Consider the following 22,941-nt stretch of genomic DNA (forward strand, 5'->3'; position numbering starts at 1 on the left):
TCAAACTAATTTTTATGCGATTAAACCGAACAACTGATGGATGAGTTGAACGACAAAAAGGGGCGACGAATGATTACATTCGACTTGCCCCTTTTTGATCATATGTATCGTTTCAATTCCTGTTATCGTTTGCTCTGCAGTTCGAAATGATTTAAACCACAGCATCAGGTTCGTTCGTTTCTTTATGAATCGATGGTCCTGTTCTATGATGTTATTGAGATACTTTGTCTGTCTGACCTGCGTTTCCTGAGATAGTTTATCATTCTTTTTCATATTCTCGATTGCAACTGGGTAGACCGGGTTCTTATCTACGGTAATCACTCTTGGAATTTGAACATGATCTAAGGCTAGAGCTTTCCGAAAAAACCGTTGTGCGGCTTTCCTATCCGCTTCTCACTTAACATAAAAAATGGTTTTACCTTTTGAATCCACAGCACGAGAAAGATAAGTCCATTGACCTTTTACTTTGATATAAGTTTCGTCACAACGCCATGAGTCATTCAAATGTTTGAGAAGGGGTCGAACTCTGTTGGCTATTTCAGGGGCATATTGATGTCCTGCCCGTTGATATGAAAAAAAGGATGGGTTTAGTCAAACTGTACCTGTTGGAATTTTTTCATTAAAATTTGTGACCCAAAGGTCATGGATGGTTACTTCAGTAAACTAAAAGAGGAGCCTGCCTCTAAGCAACTCCTCCGCTATCGTTCTCCGTTAGCATTCCTGTAGAGCGTTAATTTTGAGCTTTGCAAAAAAACGAGCGCCTCGGTACGATGGGAGTAGGTAACGGGTCAAAGCCCTTTTAAATCCCATCATCCAGGAGGACGCTCTACTATGAAGTTTAAATCGCAAGCCAGACAAAATCAACTCATTGAAAAAATTACCTCTTCGCATCTCGTTGTCGGGATCGACATCGCTCAGCAGACACATGTTGCTGCCGACGACGGTCGCACTTAATTGATGAGCTGTTTGCAGCTTCTGGATCCATTGAAGTAGGCTGTTAAATCCATCTTCGTCATTCGTAAACGACAACGCTTCTCCAATGATGATGCCGCGAAAGTTTACAGCGCGTTAAACCTCAATACCGTTTTGTATGACGTAGATTGGCTTATTCGCAGGATTTCAAAGAAAGCACGGAGTACCGGATACATTAAACCAAAGGGCACTGACCCGTACCGTTAGCAAAACCGGCCTCCACCCCTTGGATAGGTGTAACGAAGGAATGAGAGGGCTATGACCCGTTGAGACATGGGAGTGAAAACCTCCGAGGGTGGCGTGGAGAATGCGTGCAGTATATGGAAACAACTGGAGATATTTCTCCTCTCCTCTATTCCCGCATGCCTTCATTGTTGCCCAAGTATAGTACGGTCACCCCCACTTATCCTAAACTCCTAATCAAAGGGGCGAAATCCTGCGAATAAGCGAGCAAACGTGAGAAAACTGAATCGTACCGAGGGAGTTAAACAAAAACTATTAAATATAATGAAAAATAAATGGTTTCCCTATTTTAATTGTCTGTTCCAATGGATTGCTTATAAACATTTTTACGGTTAATTTGCATGAAAAGTTCAGGTTTATCTATCTGTTCAAAACCATATTTGGCATATAAAGAATGGGCATCGTTGGTGGCTAACATCATTCTTCGAACCCCTTTAAGTTGAGAGTGATTAGTAATGACATCGATTAACCATTTGGATAATCCTAAACCACGATAATTTGGAAGGACAAACACATCACAAAGGTATGCAAATGTCGCTAAGTCAGTAATGATTCTTGCAAAGCCCACTTGTTTACAGGTTCCTTCTACGTCCTCTTTATAAACCCCAAAACATAATGGAGAATTTTCTATCGATTTTTCTACTACTTCTCTTGGCACCCCTTTTGCCCAATACGATTCTTGATTAAGAAAATTAAATATCGTTTCTATATCTAAGTCTTCTTTCACTGTGGAAATCGTAAAAGCCTTCTCTCTCCATATTGTCATTATCTCTTCCCCCACGTTTTACTTTTTTTATCAACTAATTTATTTATATAACCATTTACTTTAGTTTTCAATCTCTTTTGTCACTATCCTGCCCGTTCGTATTATGAGGTCACCGAGTTTATCACTGTCAGCCTGCTTGATCTTTTATACTTTATAATTCAAATGATTCTTAACATCAGCGATTTGGTTACTGATATCCTCGAGCTTACGAAACAATTCTTCATCCGATCTCTTTTTTAATTGATACACTTTTAAAAAGCGATAAAGAAGGTAAATGAGAGCCCAAGGAGATAAGTAAAAGATAAACATAACAATTTGTCCAATAATGTATGGTGACATATAGAAACCCTCCATCCAGATTTTGATATACTACATATTACCATATATAAAGTAAGCCAAGACATAAAACTGGATCGTCCAAGGGTGGCCACTACGGCAATGAACTAACGTTTTCCGTTAGCGTAGCGATCTGGCCATTCTTCGCGTGATGGCCTTTCTAAAATGTATGTGATTACAGATATTAATATATTGAGATATCTGTTCCATAAAAGTGAAGTTGAAGGCGTTTTGCTACGGACTGCGAAGAGTAATTATCCCATGATGTACTATATAATGGGATTCTTTGAGATTGGCGTATTGCTTGTGCCCAAGAAGAGGCTACACGGATCGCGTATCCTTTTCCTCGATAATCCTCCAACGTCTCCACCCCAGCCTCTGCAGCCTTATCGCTATTTCTTGCGCTAAAACAGACAGATACCGCTATGTTGTTTTCCGTCACCATATAACAAGGTTCTCGAAACTTTATTTCCGACAATAGGGGTCCCGCCAACATTTTAACGAAAATATACGCTAAGCCCTCGGATGTGTCTGGCTTAGCGTTTTTTCTTACTTTAAGCCCAACAGTCCAGGCGGCATAACCCGGACCACCGGTCATTCAACTCCTTATGTTATTCATAATTTGACTGAAGATATTTTCTTGTTCAACCCAGTCCACATCAGGCAGAATATGCTCCACTTTGGCGCCCATTATGGCTAGATCCGCAGCTAACCGTTCAATGGCGGAGCTAATTTCATAGGAAACAGGTATGCCGGGGAAGCTGGCTGCCCAGGCGATCCGTAACTTATTTAACGCTGGTGAGGGCACTTCATTCACTGGTACGGGAGGCACATCAGTATCCATAATATCTGGTCCGGCGATGACCTTGAAGGCTAATGTTAAATCCTCAATGTTGCGTGCCATCGGCCCGATACAAGCCATTTGGCGGAAAGTACGAATTGTTCCTGGAAGTTCGGGAATATGGCCAGCTAAAGAGACCCGTCGCTCAGTTGGTTTAAGACCGAATATACCGCAAAAATGAGCCGGAACTCGTATTGAACCAGCTAGATCGCTACCAATTTCAAGAGGTATCATTCCCGCTGCGAGAGCCGCCGCAGCTCCCCCGCTTGAGCCGCCTGGCGTACGGTCTAGATTCCAAGGATTTTGAGTGCGTCCGAAGATAGGATTATTTGTTTGATAGTCACTTAAGAGAACGGGTACATTGCTTTTCCCTATGATGATGCCTCCTGCAGCCTTGAGTCGTGCAGAAACGGTGCCATCTTCGATTGGCACGTAGTCGTTTAGAGGCGTAAAACCCGCGGTGGTTCGTAACCCGATGGTCGAGTGGCAATCCTTGAGCGTAATAGGGAGACCATGTAGGGGCCCCCAGTTCTCATCACGAGATAATGCTTCATCAGCCGCTAACGCCCTCCGTCTTGCCCCCTGCTCATCCAAGGTGATAATGGCGTTGAGCTGACCGTTATGAAGCATTATCTGGGCCAGATGAGCTTCCAATACCTCGACTGCCGAAATTTTACGTTCACGGATTGCATGAACCAAAGCGGATGCACTTTGGAAAATCAAGTCACTCAAATTCACTACCTCCTCTTTAGATGCACTTTCTCAGCAATATTCATTTTTAGTAGAAAATTCGTGATATGATAAAAAAGTTTTCCTTTTTTGTTATATGACGTTCCTCGATTATGTATCACATCAGCTAATTGTGAAGAGCCGCCGTCGCGGCAAGCTCCTCAACTCTTGTACCCGTTAGCTTAATCAGTCGCTCCATGTTGTAAATCTACTCCATCACAAGCCAAGATTTTGCATCCTCCGGATCGTTAAAAAAATTTATTGGCATTGAGATATTTCCATTTCGCTTGATTTTATTACGAATTCTCCATTTCATTATAGATGAGCAACCAACAATTGAAAGCTTACGAATAGACTTGTTTAACCGGCCTATACTCTCTACAAACTCATTTATTACCTCTTGTGTTAAGCTTGTTTTATAGAAATCAACCCAAATATCTAGGCGTCTATGAGTTTCCAATATAAACTCTTCTTCCAATTTTATTAAGGAAAACAAGGCGTCTTTATTAGAATAAAAACTTCCATATTTAAGACAATGGATTTCGCCATCTTTATAAAAATAGGGAAATAACGAGCCGCCAGGTGATTTTATACTGTTCACAATAAAACCTCCTCCTCCTAATACTAATCGATGAATACGTGATATTTACCCACCCAATAATACCACAATTTGTAATGCAAAACCTTTATACTTACTATGTTAATCTGTCCGTTTGTTGAGCAAACGGCTGCTGATCATTAGATCTTCAGCCGTTCTATTACGCTATCGTTCTCCGTTTTGATATGCTCAATTTCAAGCCAAGTAAATTGCAGACACAATCACTTGTTTTGAGACCTATCCGTAGACAGAAAGAGACCCACAGACTAGTTGGCGGGTGCTGTGGGTCTTAATGTTATATGAAAAAGGGGGTCGAGTTCTATTATATGCTTGGTACATTATCGCAGTGTCAACGGCTTGTTTCATTATGATTACAAATGCCGCTGCACATCTTCAAAAGTTAGTGTTTTGTTCAGATGTTCTTTATCGTTAGCTTGTATTATTAAATCGTGGAACTCTTCGAAGACGAACTTGAAGATGTGTTGGAAATGTTAGAATTGCTTTGTGTATCCAATGCCGATTTAATATCTTGAATGAGTTTAGACATTGGATCGGTTTGGGAAGAATCTTGCGAATTTTGAGAGGCAAGTGCTGCTTTAATATCTTGAATCAGAATATGAATCGGATCATTATCTGAAGTTTGGGTATAATCCTGATTCGATTTGGCATTTAAGATGGATTTAACATCTTGTATGATTTTGGAAATTGGATACGTTTGTGAATTTTGACCTGAAGTCGTTGTGGAATCTTGATTGGATGGAGTATTTAAGGAATTCAACACCGTATCAATGATCTGAGCAATTGGGTTTGTTTGTGAATTTTGCGAAGAATATTGGGCTCCTTGAGCGTCTTGAATACCGCTCTGACCCAGTTCTACCGAATCCGCTCTTTTCGCATGGTGTTGATGATGGCTTTGCTTATCAACAGCCGTATCAGACTTTTGACTCTGATACGAATGATTGATTTGATAGCTCGAATAATTCAAACTGCTGGTACTTGTTGGTTGAATGCTCAATTTAATCACTCCCGAATTTGGATTAGTGTAGCTAACATCTTTTATCGGAGAGTACATCGAATAATGTTATGAAATCAAACTGAAAGTTTGCTGAATATTCTTGTGCACAGTAAAAACGGACTCGATTATACTTTTTGGAATAACTGATAGTAAAAATCTTTTCAGTATAAAGGCAAGGCATTGAAGCATTAGATAAACTATTCTGCCAGTTAGCTGAGAGAAGGGCTCCACATGGATGCCTTTCGATATTGATCTCTAGATTTCCAATAGCTTAACGAAGCATACGTTACACATCTTCTCCGCTGTCAAATAGCTCTTTGATCATCATTTCTTTGTTATTGAGGAACTGCTTCATGATGATATAATGATCGGTTTCTTCTAAAGTTCTGGTTTCAATCCCAAATGGTGTCAAATTATAGATTAACGAATCCGGATATGCCATGAGAATTGGGGAATGAGTTGAGATAATAAACTGAGAGTTCTTTTGGACCAACTCATGAATTCGTGAAAGCATGGCCATTTGTCGTAGTGGAGACAAGGCCGCCTCAGGTTCATCCAAAATATATAATCCTTGCCCTCCAAAGCGGTTAATAAATGTGGCAAAAAATGATTCACCGTGAGATTGTTCATGTAGAGATTTCCCACCGTAAGAATTTATGATAGGTGGGCCAAAAGAAGGTTCGTTATCCAAATTCTCTATATTCGTTGCTAAGTTATAATAACTTTCTGCCCGAAAGAAGAAACCATCCCGGGGTTTATAAACTCCACGTACCAAACGAATAAATTCATGTAAGTTTGAATGAGTGGATTGCGTGGAAAACGAAAAATTTTTGGTTCCACCTTCCGGATTAAATCCCCAAGATACGGCAATCGATTCCATTAGCGTCGATTTCCCCATCCCATTTTCACCAACAATATAGGTCACTTTGGGATGGAATTCCAGCCTACTTAGGCTCTTAATCACTCCGAGGTTAAATGGATAATAATCAAAGGAGGGAACAATGTGCCTCTCTAATTCTATGCCTCTCAAAAATGGATCGAAAGAATTGATATTCATCTGCCTATCACCTCTACAGTCAAGCAAGTGTTATAAGTTAATTATGCACCTTTAGAGTGAAATTTAAAGTATAAGCTAGCTATAATTGTATGAAAGATACTTAATAAGCTGCCCTTTAAATGAGAAAAGCCACCAATCCAGTTGGCAGCGTCGTGTATTTGTGCTATCGTTATCCGTTAGTTAAGTCATTTCACTCCTAATACTTTCAGCATAGCGCCTATATTCCCAACATGTAAATATTCGTGGAAAAGATTAAACAAAAGAAGCTCCTCCACCGTCTCACCCTTGGAGGGATTATCCTTAGACCTAGTATCCAACTTGCCTGTAAAGACACGACGGATTAGGGGGATTTGGGCCTTTAGTTGGGAGAGAATTTCATTCCATGATGGCGGTTCCCCGTTCCACTCAGATGGCTTTGTCCCATTTACAAAAAATGCTTTATACTCAGCCGACAGAGTCTGATTTTCTCCGGACAGCCTGGTAATTAAGCCATCTGTCTCTGTTACGATATGACCGAGTTGCCAAAGGATATTGTTATTGAATCCAGTGGGAACAACATAGCGTTTATCAAGAGGACAATCCCCAACTTGTTTCAGTAGTTGCTCTCGACCCCTTGCCAGGGCATCAAATAAAACGTTTTCCCTCATCTCGATTCCTCTTAACTTCTACGTATAAGATGATGTTCACTATAACGTTATCAAGCCAATTCTTCCTTTTTAACTATATCAATACCGACTACTTCCATGCAATATTTCCAGTTAAAATTATCAACTAATAATGTATATATTCTACAATGTAATTGCATTAGCTGCCCGTTAGCTGAGCGGATATCAACTGTTTTATTTTATCCTCAAGATTGCTTCGTCGGGAATGAGTACAAGTTCTTGTCACCCGACACAAGATGAAAACAAAAAGTAGGGGTATAAAACGCATGTATTGAAATAATGGCCCGATTGGCGACGGCGTGTATCGGACGCTTGTCTGGCATTGTTCATTGGCAGGGTTTCACTCGGCCGGAAAAGGGAAGGGCTTTTCATAGATGCTGATTTCGTAGTCGGGCTTCATACCGGCCTTCTCATAGAGGCGGTAGGCGCCCGAAGGGTTCGCAGTGTCGAAGCCAAGCGAGACTAGCGGCTGCCTAGCGCGATAGGATGTCTCGAACACGCACTGCAGCAGCGCAAGCGCAAGACCGCGGCCACGGAACGGCCGGCGTACGCCGACCTGCTCGATGAAGAGCAGGTCTTCACGCATGCGGCCGAGCGCAAAGCCAGCGACGGCACCTTTCGGGTCGCGGGCTATCAGCCACCATCTTTCGTCGAAGGTAGGCAGCTGCGTCTTTTCGACCCATTTCTCGAAGGAAGGCACCGTGAAATCCCAGTGGTCGGCGAACGATTCTACATAGGCTTCATAGACGGCTTGTTCATCGCGATCCTTCGCGAACGGCTCTATTGTGAAGCCCTCCGGTGGCGCGGTTGCGGCCGGTTCGGCATCCAAGCGGATTCCCATGCGCTTGAAGTAACGGACCGAGGTGAAGCCGTGAGCCTCCAGCAAGCGGACGGCATCTTCGCATAACGTCGGGATCATGCTTTGTAGGCGCTTCGAGACGCCGGATTCATTCCGAAGTGCCGCAGCGCGCGCTTCGAGCGCCGCAACGAGCGCCTTGCCGACGCCTCGGCAGCGAGCGGTGGGCAGCACGCATCCGCAGCTGAACAGCTTCTCTTCGCTGTCCTCCTCGAGGAAGGCGTAACCGATTAATGCTGAGTCTGTGTCTTCAACGACCCAAACATTGTTCTTGAGATCGAAGCGGGACCACATGTCTAGGACGTCGTCTAGAACGATGTCTGGCGCGCCGAGGTCTTCGGTATCGCAGGCAGCCACAAGGTTGCACACAGCTGGGCGTCATCCATTGAGGGGCGACGGATGCGGAAGGTCGTTTTCGTCATATAGGGGTAATCTCCTTAACGGGTATTCAATTACGTTTGGTTTGATTATACACTATTGAAGATTACTGCCCTAGTTGAGTCAGCACGTCTTCGCTGCCCTAGGATTATGCCCATATGTTTGTGTTGTCGGACACTTAACACCCGGCCTTTTTGCTGTTTGCGCTAGCTTAGCTTTCAATCTTTTGCATCATCTCCAACAGAGTACGTTCGGTTCCCACATTACCCGGAAAGACAATGTAAGGCATCCCGGCAAATTTGGCCTCGCTTCCGGTTTGCCAAACCGGAATTCCGGCGGACACTTGGCCAAGCACTCTCGCTTTACGGATGTTCAGCCCTTTAGTAGCCACATCGCTTGAGGTAATGCCGCCTTTAGCAATGATAAACTTAGGCGTTACTTTCAGGGAACGCACGATTTGAACAAGAGCATTCGAAACGATAGTACCGATCTCAAGATTCTTGGATTTATCCTCAGCAGCGACCAAATCACGGCTGCTATAAACGACTACGTTATGCCCCTGAACGAGCCGCAGGTTCATTTCCTTGATGACCCGTTCCAATTCGTCCGCCTTCCGCTCCGAGTTCAAAATCTTTTCCACATCCAATTTCAATGAGTAAATGTCGGTGTTTTGCAGCAATTGCTCCAGCTGACGTGTGGTCTTTTGGACATACGATCCGACTACGACAAGTCCACCGTTGGACTCCGCGCCTTTCGCGATCAGTTTATCCTTCGTCAAATAACCCTGCTCTCCGAACCCGCCGTACGCTTTAACAAAGGAAGCCGCCGTTCGAAAAATAAATTTCTTGCCTTTTGACTCCGCTTGTACCAGCGCAAACGACAGCACATCGAGATCGGCATAAGATAGCGCGTTGACAATAACAGGTGAATTGCCTTGGACCCTTAATAAAATATCCTCCACGGCATCCGGTCCGCTTCTTATGTCATCCAAACCGACCACGGTGCACTCCTCAGGTTGAAACCGGCCCTCCGTTTTTTCCTCCACCCATTTCGTAAGATCGCCATGCCTATAACCGAACACCTTGTCCCTGGCAAATTCCGACTGTTGTGCGGGAACCATGATGTCGCCTTCGAGAACGTAGTGAGTATTCTGATAAGTCAGTCGACCGCCTTCAATAAATGCGGGGATGATCAGATGACCGTCGTAGCCTTTACCCGTTAACCGTTTCATTTCTTCCGATAAGACATCAATTTCCAAAGGATAATACCCGCGCAAGGTAGAATCGCTGCGGCTGACAAACGCGAAATCGACACCCGTCTCGCTAGCAATCTGATAAACATTACCGGCGATTTCACGATTAATCCGCTCCGTCTCCACCGCATCCAACCCCCGCGTATTGGTAAGTATGTAAAACACCGTTTCTTTCTTTGTAAAGGCCTCCCGAAGTAGGCCTTTATCCCACTGGGTCAACACGTCGATGCCTTGGACCGTTTGCACGCCTGTAGGGTCATCGTCCAGCACAATGATTTTCTTATGCTGTGTGTCGTTCATCCGCTTGATTTGCTTACGAAGGTCCTGACCGGTCCACTCAGCCGGCAATATTTGTTTGAGCGCGGAGAAGGACAAAGTGCCGTTTTCCCCCATACGCTTATCCCTCCATTCTCTTCACTTCAACATGCGCAAGCTTCTCGTAAAACTGCACGATTCCGCAGTGATCGAGACCGGCTTTCCCGTCCGCCTTCATTGCGTGAAAAATCTCCAACAGCTGGCTGGATAAAGGCAAAGGAACCCCTATCTCATGGGCTGTTTCCATTACATTGGCGAGATCCTTCAAATTGATGTCTATTCTTCCGCCGGCAACAAAGTTCCGGTCAAGAACCATAGGAACCTTTGCATCTAAAACGGTGCTTCCGGCAAGTCCGCCCCGGATGGCCTGGTACATTTTATCGATATCAATGCCGGCTTTTGCCGCTAAAACCAGAGCCTCCGACATCGCCGCAATGTTCAGGTTAACAATGATTTGATTGGCTAATTTCGCCATTGTCCCACTCCCGATTCCGCCCACCAGTGTCACGCTGCTGCCCATACAATGCAGTAAATTTTTGACACTCTCGAATATCTCCGCCTTGCCGCCGACCATAATTGCGAGCGTCCCGTCGATCGCTTTCGGCTCGCCTCCGCTAACCGGAGCGTCGAGCATTTCCACTCCCTTTTTCGCAGCCGCCGCAGCAATTTCCTTGGAAGCTACAGGAGTGATAGAGCTCAAGTCTACAATGATGGTTCCCGGATCCGCACCCTGCAGGATCCCGTTCTCACCTAGAACCACTTCCTTAACATGCTGTGAATTAGGAACAATGATAAAAATAATATCGCTTTGCTCCGCAACCTCTCTTGGCGATAAAGCCGCTTGCGCTCCCAAAGCCGCAACATGGTTAACGGCTTCTTGATTAATATCGTACACGGTCAATTGATAGCCCACCTTGATTAAATGCAGCGACATCGGTCTTCCCATAATGCCCAAGCCAATAAATCCGATACGTTGTTTCATTTCTTTCCCTCCCGCGGTTCGATAGAGTAAGTGATATGAATCTTATTTTATATGAAAATGGAGAATGTTGGTTAATAATTCCTTATATCCGAAAAAAAAGAATGTGGAGTTTTTGTTCTCTATATTTTTACCTATCTCTACTTGGGCTAAGATTCCATCCATTAGGCAATTCGCCGCCTACTACGGCAAAAGCCCGTAAAATAAAAAAAACCGCGCAGCGCGCGGACCGTCATTCGATTTTGTTTATCGCGCGAAAGCTTGTTCCAATCTGTCCGCCAGCTCTTCAGGCAACTTCCAGCCGGTTGCTCCCGCGTTGTCGACGATTTGCTCGGAGCGCGTTGCGCCGATGATCGCCGATGAAACGGCCGGACGGTTGATGAGCCAGTTCAGGCTTACTTGAGACGGGGATTTTCCGAGCTCTGCAGCGACATCTCTAAGCACGCCGAGCGCTTGCTGAAGCTTCTCGACCTGCGACTTCATGTTTTCCGCCCTGTCCCAGGTCAAAGGGTTGCTGTCGCCGGCGCGGCTGTCATCCGGAATACCTTGATTGTACTTCCCTGTCAAAATGCCGCCTTCCAGCGGACTGTAAATGATCATCCCGATGCCTTGGTCGACGCAAAGTGGCTGAAGCTCCTTCTCGACCTCCCGGCTAATCAAATTGTATTTCGGCTGGGCGGAAACAAAGCCGGCCAAATTTCTGACGTCGCTGATCCAAAGCGACTTGGCAAGAAGCCACGCCGGGAAGTTGGAGCAACCGATGTAGCGCACCTTTCCTTGGCGGATCAGATCATCGAAGGCGCGCAGCGTTTCCTCGAGCGGAGTTCCCCAATCGACGTCGTGCGCTTGCAGCAAATCGACATAGTCGGTATCGAGCCGTCTTAAAATATTTTCCACTTCCTGCATGAAATGTACACGGGACAAGCCTTCGTCATTCGGGCGCTCCCCTACCCGCTTCATCAGCTTCGTCGCCACGATGAAATCCGAACGATGTCCCTTCATGGCACGTCCCTGAATTTGATCCGCTTCGCCGCCGGTGTACCGGTTCGCGTTGTCGATCAGGTTGATGCCGAGATCATAAGCCTCGTGAATAAGACGAATCGCGTCTTGCGACGTCACCCTGCCCGGTATGCCGAAGGGTGGATTCGGACTGCCGAAATTCCAGCATCCCAAGCTGATCTTCGAAATTCGCAGGCCGCTGTTGCCCAATCTGCCATACTCCATAACGAACCACTCCATTCCAAAGATGTGAGGCTATTTTGAATGTAACAAATATTTGTTTCGGGTGACTAGTTCAGCTTAATACATCACATGCCTTTGTTCTTTTGCGGATTCATATGCGCATTCGATCAGACGGGTAATCCCAATTGCCGCCTCAATGTCAAAGTAGGGTAAGCTTAGCGCCGTATCGGACGACACAAGCCCTACAAACTGGGCGCTTGGAAGTTCGTCGTCTTCCGGAACGTTCTCGCTCGGAACCGGCACCAAGTTTTCGTGGCCAGGCACATGTTTGGATTGCAGCAATACCCGGAAGTTGGACTTATTCGTGCCGGAAATGACCAATGTTCCCTCTGTGCCGATGATCTCCAGCAAATTATCAATGCGGTAAGAGACAAAAGAGGTGTGGGAAGTACCGATGGCTCCGCTGTCAAATTCAATTATGGTGGTCGAATTTTCATCGCTTCCGGTACCGTACAGTTCATTCATAAGGCAGGTAACCTTTGTGGGTGTTCCGCAAAAATGCGGCAGAAGATATAATCCGTGGCAGCCCAAATCCAATGTCACTCCCCCGCCAGTTTGAGCAGGATCAAACCAGTACGCCGGAAGCATGTTTTTATCCAATGCCGCTTGATGAGCGCGTCTGAAATAGGCTGACGTCACGCGGCCGAGCTTGCCTTCATCCACCAGCGTTTTGGCGTAGCGGTATGGGCCAATGATCTTGGATTCCAGGGATACAGCAAATTTTACACGATTGTCGAGAATGGCCTTTTTGATCGCCAGACAGTCTTGCACCGTTAGCGCCAGCGCTTTATCGGTGAAAATATGCTTTTTGGCGTTGGCGGCCTTTACGATGACTTCCTTGTGCATTGCGGTGGCACACTCCACTATTACCGCATCTATATCTTTTCTGCTAAGTACGCTGTCCAAGTCGCCTTCATAAGCGACCCCGAACTTTTCGGCAAAAGCTTTGCCTCTTTCTTCATCATCATCCCAGACCACTTTTAAATCCGCTATTCCGGTCTTTAATGCTTCCTCTACAAAATTTTTGGCATGAACATGCCATGCGCCAAGTAATGCCAAATGAACCATATTTCTCGCCACCTCGTTATTAATTTTTCGAATTGGAGAATACAAATACTCATCTCCTGTCCTATTTTTCGTGATTATGTCACGTTATTATGCTTCTCCACACAACTTCTGGATTCCTTTCTTTTTTTATCGAATATTTAAATATTGTTAACCGGTAATCAAAAGGGGAGTTTTGTGTCAAACGAGCCCTAGGATTATGCGTCCATGTTTGGGGGATCTCATAGCACACAGTGCCCATAGCCCGTTATCCATTCTACGCTTTAATAGCAAGCGGTGAGCCTTCCCGTTACTTCAATAAACGAAAAAGGAGCTACCGCAATGGACATGGGGATGATCCATTAAGTTTTGGCCCCAGGTATGAAGCAGTGAAATAAATCCGATTTGAGCACCTAGATACTTGGGATCATTAGCAAGCTCTAAAAGGGTTTCCGCGCTTGCTTTAAACAACAGAGTGTACATCACTTTCTTGTTTCTTAAGGCAATTGCTCGTAATTCAGTTGGCAGTGTAAAGACGATGTGGAAATACGGGATAGGTAATAAATCTTTTTTCCGTTCTTCCAACCATCTTTCTTTGGGCAGGTTTTGACATTTAGGACAATGCCTGTTACGGCAGGAGTTGTACGAGATTTGTTTGTGTCCGCAATCGTCGCATTGGTCCACGTGGCCTCCCATCATGGATGTTCGGCAGTATTGAATAGCATGCATCGCTCTAATCATCGGTAAGGACAGTTTATGGTGAGCTCTATACTCATCACCGTACTCTCGAAAGATATCTGCAACCTCAATCATGGACTATCTCTTTCAGACGATCGAGCGGACTTTTAACGTTTAAGAGGTCTTTGCGGGTTAGATACAGATATATATTCGTTGTTTTCGGGCTGGTATGTCCAAGCAAATTCTGAATATGGTAAATGCTTGTTCCTGCTTCCAATAAATGCGTCGCAAAACAGTGACGGAGCGTATGGACGGACACCTGCTTATGTATTCCAGCTATACTCTTAGCCTTTTCAAACATTTTTTGAATGGAACGTGTGGTAAGCGGTTTATCCTGATCATAACCAGGGAACAACCATTCTTTGGGTCTACATCGTTTCCAGTATTCTCTAAGAATATGTAAATTTTCAGTTGATAACAGGCTGTATCGATCTTTCTTCCCTTTCGCTTGCCGAATTCGGAGTTGCATGTTCTTGCTATCTATATCCGCAACTTTTAGATTAGCAGCTTCACTTACACGAAGTCCGGCAGCATATATGGTCATTAAAATGGCTCTATGTTTTATGTTGGTTAACGCATCAAAAATCCCCTTTACTTCAGCTGCGGAAAGTACAGAGGGTAATTGTTTTGGTGTTTTGGTTCTCGGAATTGCTTTAACGTCCCAAGTTCTCCCTAATGTGATTTCATAGAAAAACTTTAACGCACTATACATTGTGTTGATGGAGGAATGGCTTTTGGTTTGGGTTGAAAGTAATAGATGTAGGTAGTCTTTAATTTCAGTGGTTCCGAGTAAACTAGGAGATTTTCCGTAGTGGCGAGAAAATTCAGTAACACAACGCAGGTACGCTGCTTGGGTATTGGGACTATATCCCCTTAACTCTAAATTGAACTTCATCTGTTCTTTTAAAGTAGGCATTGTATTCGCTCCTTTCAAATCATTACTGGTCATTATTCCCAATAATGATTTAAAAAAAGCTTGCAAGTTAGCCACCGCGCAGCGGTTTAGTTCAACGTCTTATTTACGAATTTCGCGAACTTTCCATATATAAGGTATTCACGAAAGGAATTAAACTATCCTGCCCGTTCAATGAACAATAAAAACAGCCCCATTACGAGTTTGGTTGTTTGAGGTCAAGAAGATAACGTCCCCAGAATGTAGCTCCTACAATACATAGACTTCCGAACCAGTTTGTCACGGACAAAACTTCACCACCTAGGAAAACTGCAAAAACGGCTCCAAAGACAGGTTCCATTCCCATTAGTAGTCCAACTCTTGAAGGAGATGTTTTTCGAATAAAAACAATTTGGGCATAGAAAGCAAAGATTGTACAGAATAGAGCTAAGTATAGAGTAGGAAGCCAAAATTCCTTAGATTGTGGAATTACAAATAAAGATGAACCTTCTAAAGCGAGGCTGGATACTCCTGAAAAAATAGCCACTACGCATAACTGAATGACTGTTAACGCACTATTATCTAACACTTTTCCATTTGTCAGTTTTTTTGTAAATGTCATCTGAATAGCTCTTAGCAGTGCAGCTCCAAGAATTAAGGTATCCCCTATATTAAACAAGATTGTATCTTTGTAAGTTAAAAGTCCTGTTCCAATAATAGATAAGCCAACTGCTAGGAAAAAGAGATATCCCGTGAACTTCTTGTTTACGAACCAATCCATTAAAGGAGTCAAGATGAGCGTTAGGCTGATAATGAAGGCAGAATTTGAAGCTGAAGTATAGTGGATTCCCCATGTTTCAAAAGAGAAAATAGAAAATAAAAATAATCCAAAGACAGTACCAATTTCCCATGTCTCTTTGGAAGCATTTCTTAGGTTCTTCCATGTAAAAGGAAGCATTATGAGGACGGTGGCTAAAAAGCGGTAGAACAAGAACATAAAAGGTTCATATTGATTTAATACTGTCTTGGCAGTTATGTAGCTCGACCCCCAGACTACCGCAACTAGAAGCAGAATAACGTCTCCTGCCCTTGGGTAGGAATTGATAGCCCTTCTTCTCTTGGGTGTTGGGATTGAACTTTTCATAGTATTCTCCTGTACTTTTCAAAATGGCAGTTATTATTCGCATTATACCACTTACTTACTTAGCGATACTGCCGCCCGTTATTTTAATAAACCAAAAAGAGGAGCTGCCCCGAAGCAAGTTCCTCCACTATCGTTTCCGTTAGCATTCCTGTAGAGCGATTATTACGAGCTTTGCAAAAAAACGAGCGCCTCGGTACGATGGGAGTACGCAACGGGTCAAAGCCCTTTTAAATCCCATCATCCAGGAGGACGCTCTACTATGAAGTTTAAATCGCAAGCCAGACAAAATCAACTCATTGAAAAAATTACCTCTTCACATCTTGTTGTCGGGATCGACATCGCCCAGCAGACACATGTTGCCCGCGCTGTAAACTTTCGCGGCATTATCATTGGAGAAGCGTTGTCGTTTACGAATGACGAAGATGGATTTAACAGCCTACTTCAATGGATCCAGAAGCTGCAAACAGCTCATCATTTAAGTGCGACTGTCGTCGGCATGGAACCCACGGGACACTATTGGCTTAACGTGTCTCGATGGTTGGCTGCTCACCAATTTGAAGTCGTTTTGGTGAACCCGCATCTTGTGAAAAAGAACAAAGAGAACAGAGATAATACGCCCTCGAAGAGCGACAAAAAGGATGCCCTTGTCATCGCCGACATGGTGAAGAACGGGTACTACTCGTTTAGACGCAACACCCCTGAAGCGTTCGAGGAACTCCGTGTTCTTCTTTCGAACCGAGACTCTGTGGTGAAACGTCTCGTCAGCGCAAAAAACCAAATCCACCGTTGGGTGGACATTGTTTTCCCTGAATTGCGGCATGTATTCAAGCACATCACGTGTATCGGTGCCTTGACCACGTTACGCCTCTTCCCTACACCGGCAGAATTAGGCCAACTACAACCGCAAGACGTGATTAAAGGGTGGAAATCACTCATGAAGCGGCACAGCGGTTCACGAAAAGCCCAGGAACTCATTACACTGGCCAGCCTCTCTGTCGGATCTCGCCAAGCTACTCATGCATACCAACTGCATTTGAAGCAACTGCTTGCAGAGTATGATCTGGCCTGCGAGCAGCTGCAGGTCGTAGAGCAGGAGATCGTCGCTGTGTTAGAACGCATCCCCTTTGCAAAATCCATGCTTGCGATCAAAGGAATTAGTGCAATTTCACTGGCCAGTATTCTGGGTGGGGCTGGGGATTTAAGCGGATTTGTTCACGGGAATGCTTTGCTGCGCCATGCCGGCCTAAATCTTGCTGAATCAAGCTCCGGTAAATGGACCGGACAGATGATCATTAGTAAACGCGGACGCTCCCGGCTCCGCCGCTTCCTCTACATAGCGACCATGTGTTTAATTATGAATAATCCAGAGTTTAAAGCGATGCATGCTTACAATGTGAACGTGAAGAAGATGAAGAAAAAGAAGTCCGTTATGAAGCTCTGCGGTAAATTGGCTCGCATCTTGGTGGGGATGGCTCGCAGCGGTCAAGCCTACACACCTATAAAAACATGGCCACTTGAGCAAGCAGCTTAAACCTCAATACCGTTTTGTTAGACGTAGATTGGCTTATTCGCAGGATTTCAAAGAAAGCACGGAGTACCGGATACATTAAACCAAAGGGCACTGACCCGTACCGTTAGCAAAACCGGCCTCCACCCCTTGGATAGGTGTAACGAAGGAATGAGAGGGCTATGACCCGTTGAGACATGGGAGTGAAAACCTCCGAGGGTGGCGTGGAGAATGCGTGCAGTATATGGAAACAACTGGAGATAAACTCACTCTCCTTTATTCCAGCACGCCTTCATGTTGCCGAAGTCTAGTACGGTTGTTCCCTCCTCCTTCTATACTCCTGTCCAAAGGGATGAAATCCTGCGAATAAGCGAGCATGCGTGAGAAAACTGAATCGTGCCGAGGGAGTTTAGTAGGGGGCGTGTTTCAATAGAAAATCTTGATCCTAACTCCCCCCTGTGACTTCATCCAATTCACTTACTAATGATTCCAATGATCTATCCTCCCCATACAACTCTTTCAAATGTTTTACATGAGCTGTTCCCCATTCATGCATTGCCTCTAAAAGAGTAGTCATTCCTTTGCCGTATTCTGTGATGGAATATTCAACTTTTGGAGGGATTTGGCGATATATCTCACGATGAACGATACCGTGATACTCTAAATCCCGTAATTGTTGGGTAAGCATTTTTTTTGTTATATCCGGCATTGCTTTTTGAAGTTCGTTAAATCTCATCGTGCCATTTGATAAAAGATGAAACAGAATGATGGGTTTCCATTTGCCAACAAGAATTTCTATTACCGTATCGAATTTACAACCATTGTACATCTGAGATCCTCCTTTAATAATTTTAGGTATCTTTTTGCATACTATGTTTAAATTAAGTGCCTACTTCCAAATAATCTACTTATAACTTATTATACTCCCATAAGATAATTATTCAACGAGAGGAGTACAAATTTATGAATATCGCATTATGGATCGTGCAAGGCATCTTAGGATTAGCTTTCGTTATGATTGCTTCTATGAAAGTTTTCCGTTATGAGAAAGTACAAGCCGCTGGGATGACTAAAGGCTTAGTTATTTTTGTCGTGTTATCTGAAATTCTTGGAGCACTTGGCTTGATATTGCCTTTTGCAACCGGAATTGTACCTACATTGACACCTATTGCGGCTATTGCACTTGGCGTAGTCATGGTTCTTGCTACTGGAATTCATGCGAAGAGGAAAGAATACCAGAGCATCGGTATGCCCATCATTTTCTTGGCGTTATTGATATTTGTCGCCGTCGGACGTTGGTAATTCTGATTCCCAACAAAAACGATTACGCCTGATCGGGAACTGCTGATCAGGTTTTTTTACGGTACAATCAACCACGCTATACTGCCCCCGTTAGTTGAGCAAACAAAAAACGGCTGCCGAAGCAACCGTACTGCACAATCGTACCTGTTAATAGAATCATTCTTTTTTATTAATCATCCGAAAACAATGTTCCATTCGTCCAAAAATCTTTATGTTTGTTCCACCATCGTAGTGATTCTGGTTTTAAGAAAGGAATAAAGCTATTCGATTCCACATCCAAGGTAAAGGTCCTCCAACAATCCTACTGTTATAGCTTCTTTGACCAAAGCATCCCCATAGATATGCAATATCTCTACAACATCAAAGACCTGCGAAACTCGTCAACTCTATTTCCCTTCAACAATTCAATTAAATGATTAGCGAAATCCGCAAAGTCTATATAAAGTAATTGTTCTTCTCCAACTTCATATCCAGCATCATTCTTATAATCTTCCCATCTGGACTTATAAGAAGGACAAGCTTTTAGTAGTAAATCCATTACTTCTTGTTTCTGAATTTGCTTTTCCATTAAACCGCCAACACACAATATAAAATCATTATTACTTTTATTTTACCAAACACCGTCATTACGCGATATTGCCCGTTAGCTGAACAGGCTGCCGATCGTGCCGGCAGCCTTCAATTTCCTCATCTCGCGGACCAGGACCACACCTTCCCATCAACACCTTCAGCCGCAATTCTCACCTGATCTTTAACTCCTAAGTTGAAAGGAAGCAAGGTTGACGCATTAATCGACGGTTTAAATGGAAACACTGCATATCCCTTCTCTCGTTAAGATCATGTTAAGGCGTAACTTCAACCGTCCTTCTTTCATAGCTGCTCATTATACCCAGTTCGATCATCCGGATGGCCATACGAGCTTGTTCCGGTTTGACCTCCAGCTCGGTCCTACCGGTAATGGCATCATAAACATTTTGAAAGTAGGATGTGTACGATCCTGGTATCGTTCGGACACGACCGACATAATGGAGACCTGCGATGGAGGTGTTTAACGTCCCCCACATGGTTTCAGGCTCCACCCCCCAGTTTGGCTTCAGAGGTGTTTCTCCATCGATCAACGCTTTCTCCTGAGGATCAGTCCCATACTTGACGAATGAGCCTTGTGTTCCGTGCAGCACATAACGCGGACCGTGCTCACGAACGAGCGGGGAAGACTTGATGCGGATTCTGAGTCCGTCTTCGTAACCCAGAACGACATTGAAATAATCTGATGCGACGGCATTGTCGCGAATAGCACGTATCTCCGCGTCAATCGTCGCCGGCATGCCGAACAGGGTGAGCGCCTGGTCGAGTAAATGCACCCCCAGATCGTAAAACACGCCTGCACCAGGCGAATCGCTATCCCGCCAATTGGCTCCCACTGTCGGACGGTACGAATCCCAGCAAAATTCGGCTTCGCTTATCCGTCCCAGTAAATCTTTGCGGACGATCTCCCGAACGGTTAGGAAATCGCCGTCCCAACGCCGGTTATGGAAAACGCTAAGGACTTTTCCTTGTTCTTTGGTTAGTGCGATCAATCGATCCGCTTCACCGGCAGTTACCGTAAACGGCTTCTCGACGATGACATGCTTTCCCGCCAGAAGAGCGTCCTTCACGAATTCGTAATGATCGGTGCTTGGAGTCGTCACGACGATCAGATCGATAGTATCGTCCCGGTACAGCTCCTGCACATGATCCACGACTTCCACCCACGGATACCGTACTTTCGATGATGTGCCACTCCGCTGCACCACTTTAACCAGCTTCAAACCGGGAACGGTGGTAATCACTGGCGCATGAAAAGTTCTGCCGGCGTATCCGTAGCCGATTAAGCCTACGCGAAGTTCGTCGCCCATGAAAATCCCCTCCCTTTTATGAACCGATTGCAAGCTTATTTAATTGCTGCTGCATCATATATTGAGCATGATACAAATTAGCGTGCAAACCGTTTGCACGGGGCAGCTTTTACAACCAGCCCTTATGCTCCGAACGAACATTTATCTTAAAGTCGGTCAATTGTTCCGTTTGTACCGTCTTATAGGTCATGCAACCGGATAAGAGAAATAGAATTGACAACAATGCCGGCACCATTTTTCTTATCAGGATCCCTCCTTCAAATACAATGGATAGCTCTATCGGGAAACCATAGAACTATCCTTTATTTTATGGGATATTGGAAATACATCACTCCGCCCTTTAACCATCCATTGGCCAAATTGGACCCGGTAATCGATGCTTCGGTAAGTTATACCAATTATTTTCTGAATCGTCTCCGAGAAATTATTGCTGTTTAGGCCATATCGCTTCCAATTGAATTCCGTTGTTATCGAAAAATCCGAAGCTTCTCGTCGGTCCATTGCTCAGCAGTGCGGTCATTTCCACGCTAAGGCCCTCCAACCGGCTCCTCATTAGCAGGCCGGCGGCTTCATCCTGAAGCGCAAAAGCAATATGCTGCAAAGCGCCCGGGATAAAGGTCAGGCGCTGCAGCGCTTCAGGGTGCGAATGAATTTGCGCATCAGCGAGCTCGAAGAAATGCAACCCCCAAGTTTCGGAATCGGCCCCCGGCTTAATGAAAGAATGCCGCCCGTGAAAGGGATTTGAGGGTTGTATGGGGCTTGATTGCATACCCAAAACTTCCGTATAAAACTGGATCGTTTTTTCCAAATCTCGCGTAGCCATTGCGATGTGGTGAATGCCATGCCACTCCATCGTTTCACGTCCTTTATCGATTGGTTCGAACCGCGCTAATATTTCAATGTTAGTATAAGTTGCGTACAGGGAGAAGTCTGTCGATTGGTGGATATTCGTTCGCTAAAGGGGATCAGCTGGAGTCGGACGCCAAATGTTAAGCTGCCGCCAACAAAGCTAATTTTACGGTTAAATTGAAGAAAGGGACACAGACGGATGCGCTGACTGACGAAGCGAGCAAGAATTTAACGGCGATAGCGATCGCCGCGGTTCCGGGTTCGACTGTAGATATTAAAGGGGCGAAAAGCCGAGATCCGCCTACAGGGGATAGTCCCACCAGCGAAGGTATCATGGTGAAATGTTCTCAGTTAATTTTAAATTCGGGAAATAAACGGATTCCCATCGTTCTGGGTAATGACGATTACACTCGGCGGCTGCATAAACACATTGAGTCCGTACAACAAGGGCTCCCGCTCGGAATTCCGAATCCGGAGGCGTGGATGTGTTTCATCCTCTCGGATGAAGTTGCCTCGTTTCTCGCCTGGCTGCGCCAATCCGACCTGGAAGGACAGGTGAACGCCTGCTCTCAAGGTGATCTGTCCACCGGGCAAATTCTCTCTCTCATCACGGAAGCCGCGGGAAAGCAGGCGAACATTCTCAGCGAAACGGAACAGAAATCGCCTTTCGGTCCCGCCGTTTCAAGGTATATGGATACAACCAAAGCGGTGCAAGCCGGCTACACGTTCCAGCCACTGACCGATTGGATGCCGAAATTGATCCGGGAGATAGTTGCGTAACCGCTCTAATGTCAGTTAGTGGAACGAGGGCTGCACGCGTACAGGTCCATTTGTTATTTTACTTGCGTTCTCGTTAGCGGAGCGAAACAACGGCTGCCGACGACAAGTAACTGTTAGTTCCACTCCCTAGTTTATCAGGGGAAAGAGTATCAAGATCAAGAAAAGAGGGGTTGCCGCCCCTCTTCTACTTCTCCTCTTTCCGCCACCCACCCCATATGCCCATGCAATTGCCGTCCGGGTCGACTATTGGAAGCTGTAGCCGCCGCCTGGTTTATAGACCATCTCCTTGATTTCAGCGCCCTTCTGCTTCATCACTTCGTTGAGTTCATGGATGTTATCCACTTGGAAAGAGAAGAAAATCTTCCTTTCCCCTTTGGCGGAGACAAAAAATCCATTTTCGGAACCTCATTCGAATGTATAAAACCGAACCCCATCCGTTCACGTTCAGCCAAGCTTCCTCGTCACCTTCGTTGTAGGGGAAGCAGAAGCCGAGCCCGAACGTGCCCGTATACAACTCTACGATAGCACTATGAGTATGTCTTTCCA

24 protein-coding genes and 1 pseudogene are annotated in these 22,941 nt (G+C 44.9%); 4 read left to right on the top strand and 21 right to left on the bottom strand.

The window, feature by feature from the left end; translation table 11 throughout:
* Window positions 1-78: 78 nt before the first annotated feature.
* Window positions 79-555 (bottom strand): annotated as a pseudogene (locus BLV33_RS29890) (IS6 family transposase); the annotation flags it as partial.
* 276 nt (window positions 556-831) lie between these two features.
* On the opposite strand from BLV33_RS29890, the gene BLV33_RS30410 reads away from it, so the two are divergent.
* Window positions 832-954 (top strand): hypothetical protein, encoded by a 123-nt coding sequence (locus BLV33_RS30410; protein WP_290439043.1) that lies wholly within the window; start codon window positions 832-834, stop codon window positions 952-954.
* A gap of 550 nt (window positions 955-1,504) precedes the next feature.
* Here the strand turns inward: BLV33_RS30410 and BLV33_RS05750 are convergent.
* The 16 genes from BLV33_RS05750 to BLV33_RS05825 form a co-directional block, all read right to left on the bottom strand.
* Window positions 1,505-1,981, bottom strand: a complete 477-nt coding sequence (locus BLV33_RS05750; RefSeq protein ID WP_090789108.1) for a GNAT family N-acetyltransferase — start codon at window positions 1,979-1,981, stop codon at window positions 1,505-1,507.
* Window positions 1,982-2,125: 144 nt separating this feature from the next.
* On the bottom strand, window positions 2,126-2,320 hold the full coding sequence (locus BLV33_RS05755; RefSeq protein WP_090789110.1) for a hypothetical protein: 195 nt from the start codon (window positions 2,318-2,320) through the stop codon (window positions 2,126-2,128).
* A 181-nt stretch (window positions 2,321-2,501) separates the two neighbouring features.
* Entirely contained in the window at window positions 2,502-2,915 is a 414-nt protein-coding gene (locus tag BLV33_RS30630) for a GNAT family N-acetyltransferase (RefSeq protein ID WP_366414714.1), read from the bottom strand.
* Window positions 2,916-3,890, bottom strand: coding sequence for an amidase (locus BLV33_RS05765; RefSeq protein WP_090789112.1), 975 nt, complete (start codon window positions 3,888-3,890; stop codon window positions 2,916-2,918). It abuts the gene before it with no gap.
* A 205-nt stretch (window positions 3,891-4,095) separates the two neighbouring features.
* Window positions 4,096-4,488 carry a hypothetical protein gene (locus BLV33_RS05770; RefSeq protein WP_090789114.1) on the bottom strand — a complete coding sequence of 131 codons (393 nt, stop codon included), beginning with the start codon at window positions 4,486-4,488 and terminating at the stop codon, window positions 4,096-4,098.
* 439 nt (window positions 4,489-4,927) lie between these two features.
* Window positions 4,928-5,500: a hypothetical protein gene (locus tag BLV33_RS05775; RefSeq protein WP_090789116.1), complete on the bottom strand. Its 573-nt coding sequence runs from the start codon at window positions 5,498-5,500 to the stop codon at window positions 4,928-4,930.
* A gap of 286 nt (window positions 5,501-5,786) precedes the next feature.
* Complete coding sequence (locus BLV33_RS05780) at window positions 5,787-6,557, bottom strand: AAA family ATPase (RefSeq protein WP_090789119.1); 771 nt, start codon at window positions 6,555-6,557, stop codon at window positions 5,787-5,789.
* 185 nt (window positions 6,558-6,742) lie between these two features.
* Entirely contained in the window at window positions 6,743-7,204 is a 462-nt protein-coding gene (locus BLV33_RS05785; RefSeq protein ID WP_090789121.1) for a DinB family protein, read from the bottom strand.
* Between the two features lie 358 nt (window positions 7,205-7,562).
* Window positions 7,563-8,447 carry a GNAT family N-acetyltransferase gene (locus BLV33_RS05790; protein WP_253186978.1) on the bottom strand — a complete coding sequence of 295 codons (885 nt, stop codon included), beginning with the start codon at window positions 8,445-8,447 and terminating at the stop codon, window positions 7,563-7,565.
* A 220-nt stretch (window positions 8,448-8,667) separates the two neighbouring features.
* Window positions 8,668-10,101, bottom strand: coding sequence for a four-carbon acid sugar kinase family protein (locus BLV33_RS05795; RefSeq protein ID WP_090789123.1), 1,434 nt, complete (start codon window positions 10,099-10,101; stop codon window positions 8,668-8,670).
* 4 nt (window positions 10,102-10,105) lie between these two features.
* Entirely contained in the window at window positions 10,106-11,005 is a 900-nt protein-coding gene (garR, locus tag BLV33_RS05800) for a 2-hydroxy-3-oxopropionate reductase (protein WP_090789125.1), read from the bottom strand.
* Window positions 11,006-11,248: 243 nt separating this feature from the next.
* Window positions 11,249-12,226: an aldo/keto reductase gene (locus BLV33_RS05805; protein WP_090789127.1), complete on the bottom strand. Its 978-nt coding sequence runs from the start codon at window positions 12,224-12,226 to the stop codon at window positions 11,249-11,251.
* Between the two features lie 75 nt (window positions 12,227-12,301).
* Window positions 12,302-13,312, bottom strand: coding sequence for a Gfo/Idh/MocA family protein (locus BLV33_RS05810; RefSeq protein WP_090789129.1), 1,011 nt, complete (start codon window positions 13,310-13,312; stop codon window positions 12,302-12,304).
* A 291-nt stretch (window positions 13,313-13,603) separates the two neighbouring features.
* The gene (locus BLV33_RS05815) at window positions 13,604-14,101 is read right to left on the bottom strand and encodes an IS91 family transposase (protein WP_090789131.1); all 498 of its coding nucleotides are present in this window, start codon (window positions 14,099-14,101) and stop codon (window positions 13,604-13,606) included.
* Window positions 14,094-14,942 carry a tyrosine-type recombinase/integrase gene (locus BLV33_RS05820; protein ID WP_090789133.1) on the bottom strand — a complete coding sequence of 283 codons (849 nt, stop codon included), beginning with the start codon at window positions 14,940-14,942 and terminating at the stop codon, window positions 14,094-14,096. The genes BLV33_RS05815 and BLV33_RS05820 overlap by 8 nt, the downstream gene beginning before the upstream one ends.
* Before the next feature lie 193 nt (window positions 14,943-15,135).
* On the bottom strand, window positions 15,136-16,062 hold the full coding sequence (locus BLV33_RS05825; RefSeq protein WP_090789135.1) for a DMT family transporter: 927 nt from the start codon (window positions 16,060-16,062) through the stop codon (window positions 15,136-15,138).
* A gap of 259 nt (window positions 16,063-16,321) precedes the next feature.
* On the opposite strand from BLV33_RS05825, the gene BLV33_RS05830 reads away from it, so the two are divergent.
* Window positions 16,322-17,593 carry an IS110 family RNA-guided transposase gene (locus BLV33_RS05830; RefSeq protein WP_090789137.1) on the top strand — a complete coding sequence of 424 codons (1,272 nt, stop codon included), beginning with the start codon at window positions 16,322-16,324 and terminating at the stop codon, window positions 17,591-17,593.
* Window positions 17,594-18,014: 421 nt separating this feature from the next.
* Here BLV33_RS05830 and BLV33_RS05835 read toward each other — a convergent pair whose 3' ends face one another.
* Window positions 18,015-18,398 (bottom strand): winged helix-turn-helix transcriptional regulator, encoded by a 384-nt coding sequence (locus BLV33_RS05835; RefSeq protein WP_090789139.1) that lies wholly within the window; start codon window positions 18,396-18,398, stop codon window positions 18,015-18,017.
* Window positions 18,399-18,532: 134 nt separating this feature from the next.
* Between BLV33_RS05835 and BLV33_RS05840 the strand changes: the two genes are divergently transcribed.
* The gene (locus BLV33_RS05840; RefSeq protein ID WP_090789141.1) at window positions 18,533-18,871 is read left to right on the top strand and encodes a DoxX family protein; all 339 of its coding nucleotides are present in this window, start codon (window positions 18,533-18,535) and stop codon (window positions 18,869-18,871) included.
* A 352-nt stretch (window positions 18,872-19,223) separates the two neighbouring features.
* Here the strand turns inward: BLV33_RS05840 and BLV33_RS05845 are convergent, their stop codons facing one another.
* The 3 genes from BLV33_RS05845 to BLV33_RS05855 form a co-directional block, all read right to left on the bottom strand.
* Window positions 19,224-19,439, bottom strand: coding sequence for a DUF7674 family protein (locus tag BLV33_RS05845; protein WP_253186979.1), 216 nt, complete (start codon window positions 19,437-19,439; stop codon window positions 19,224-19,226).
* A gap of 274 nt (window positions 19,440-19,713) precedes the next feature.
* Entirely contained in the window at window positions 19,714-20,766 is a 1,053-nt protein-coding gene (locus tag BLV33_RS05850) for an oxidoreductase (RefSeq protein ID WP_090789142.1), read from the bottom strand.
* Window positions 20,767-21,190: 424 nt separating this feature from the next.
* Entirely contained in the window at window positions 21,191-21,619 is a 429-nt protein-coding gene (locus BLV33_RS05855) for a VOC family protein (RefSeq protein ID WP_216234714.1), read from the bottom strand.
* Window positions 21,620-21,792: 173 nt separating this feature from the next.
* Here BLV33_RS05855 and BLV33_RS05860 point away from each other — a divergent pair, with 173 nt between their 5' ends.
* Window positions 21,793-22,395 (top strand): Rossmann-fold NAD(P)-binding domain-containing protein, encoded by a 603-nt coding sequence (locus tag BLV33_RS05860; RefSeq protein WP_090789146.1) that lies wholly within the window; start codon window positions 21,793-21,795, stop codon window positions 22,393-22,395.
* Window positions 22,396-22,941: the final 546 nt, after the last annotated feature.

Source organism: Paenibacillus sp. GP183, from assembly GCF_900104695.1.
GTDB lineage: Bacteria > Bacillota > Bacilli > Paenibacillales > NBRC-103111 > Paenibacillus_AI.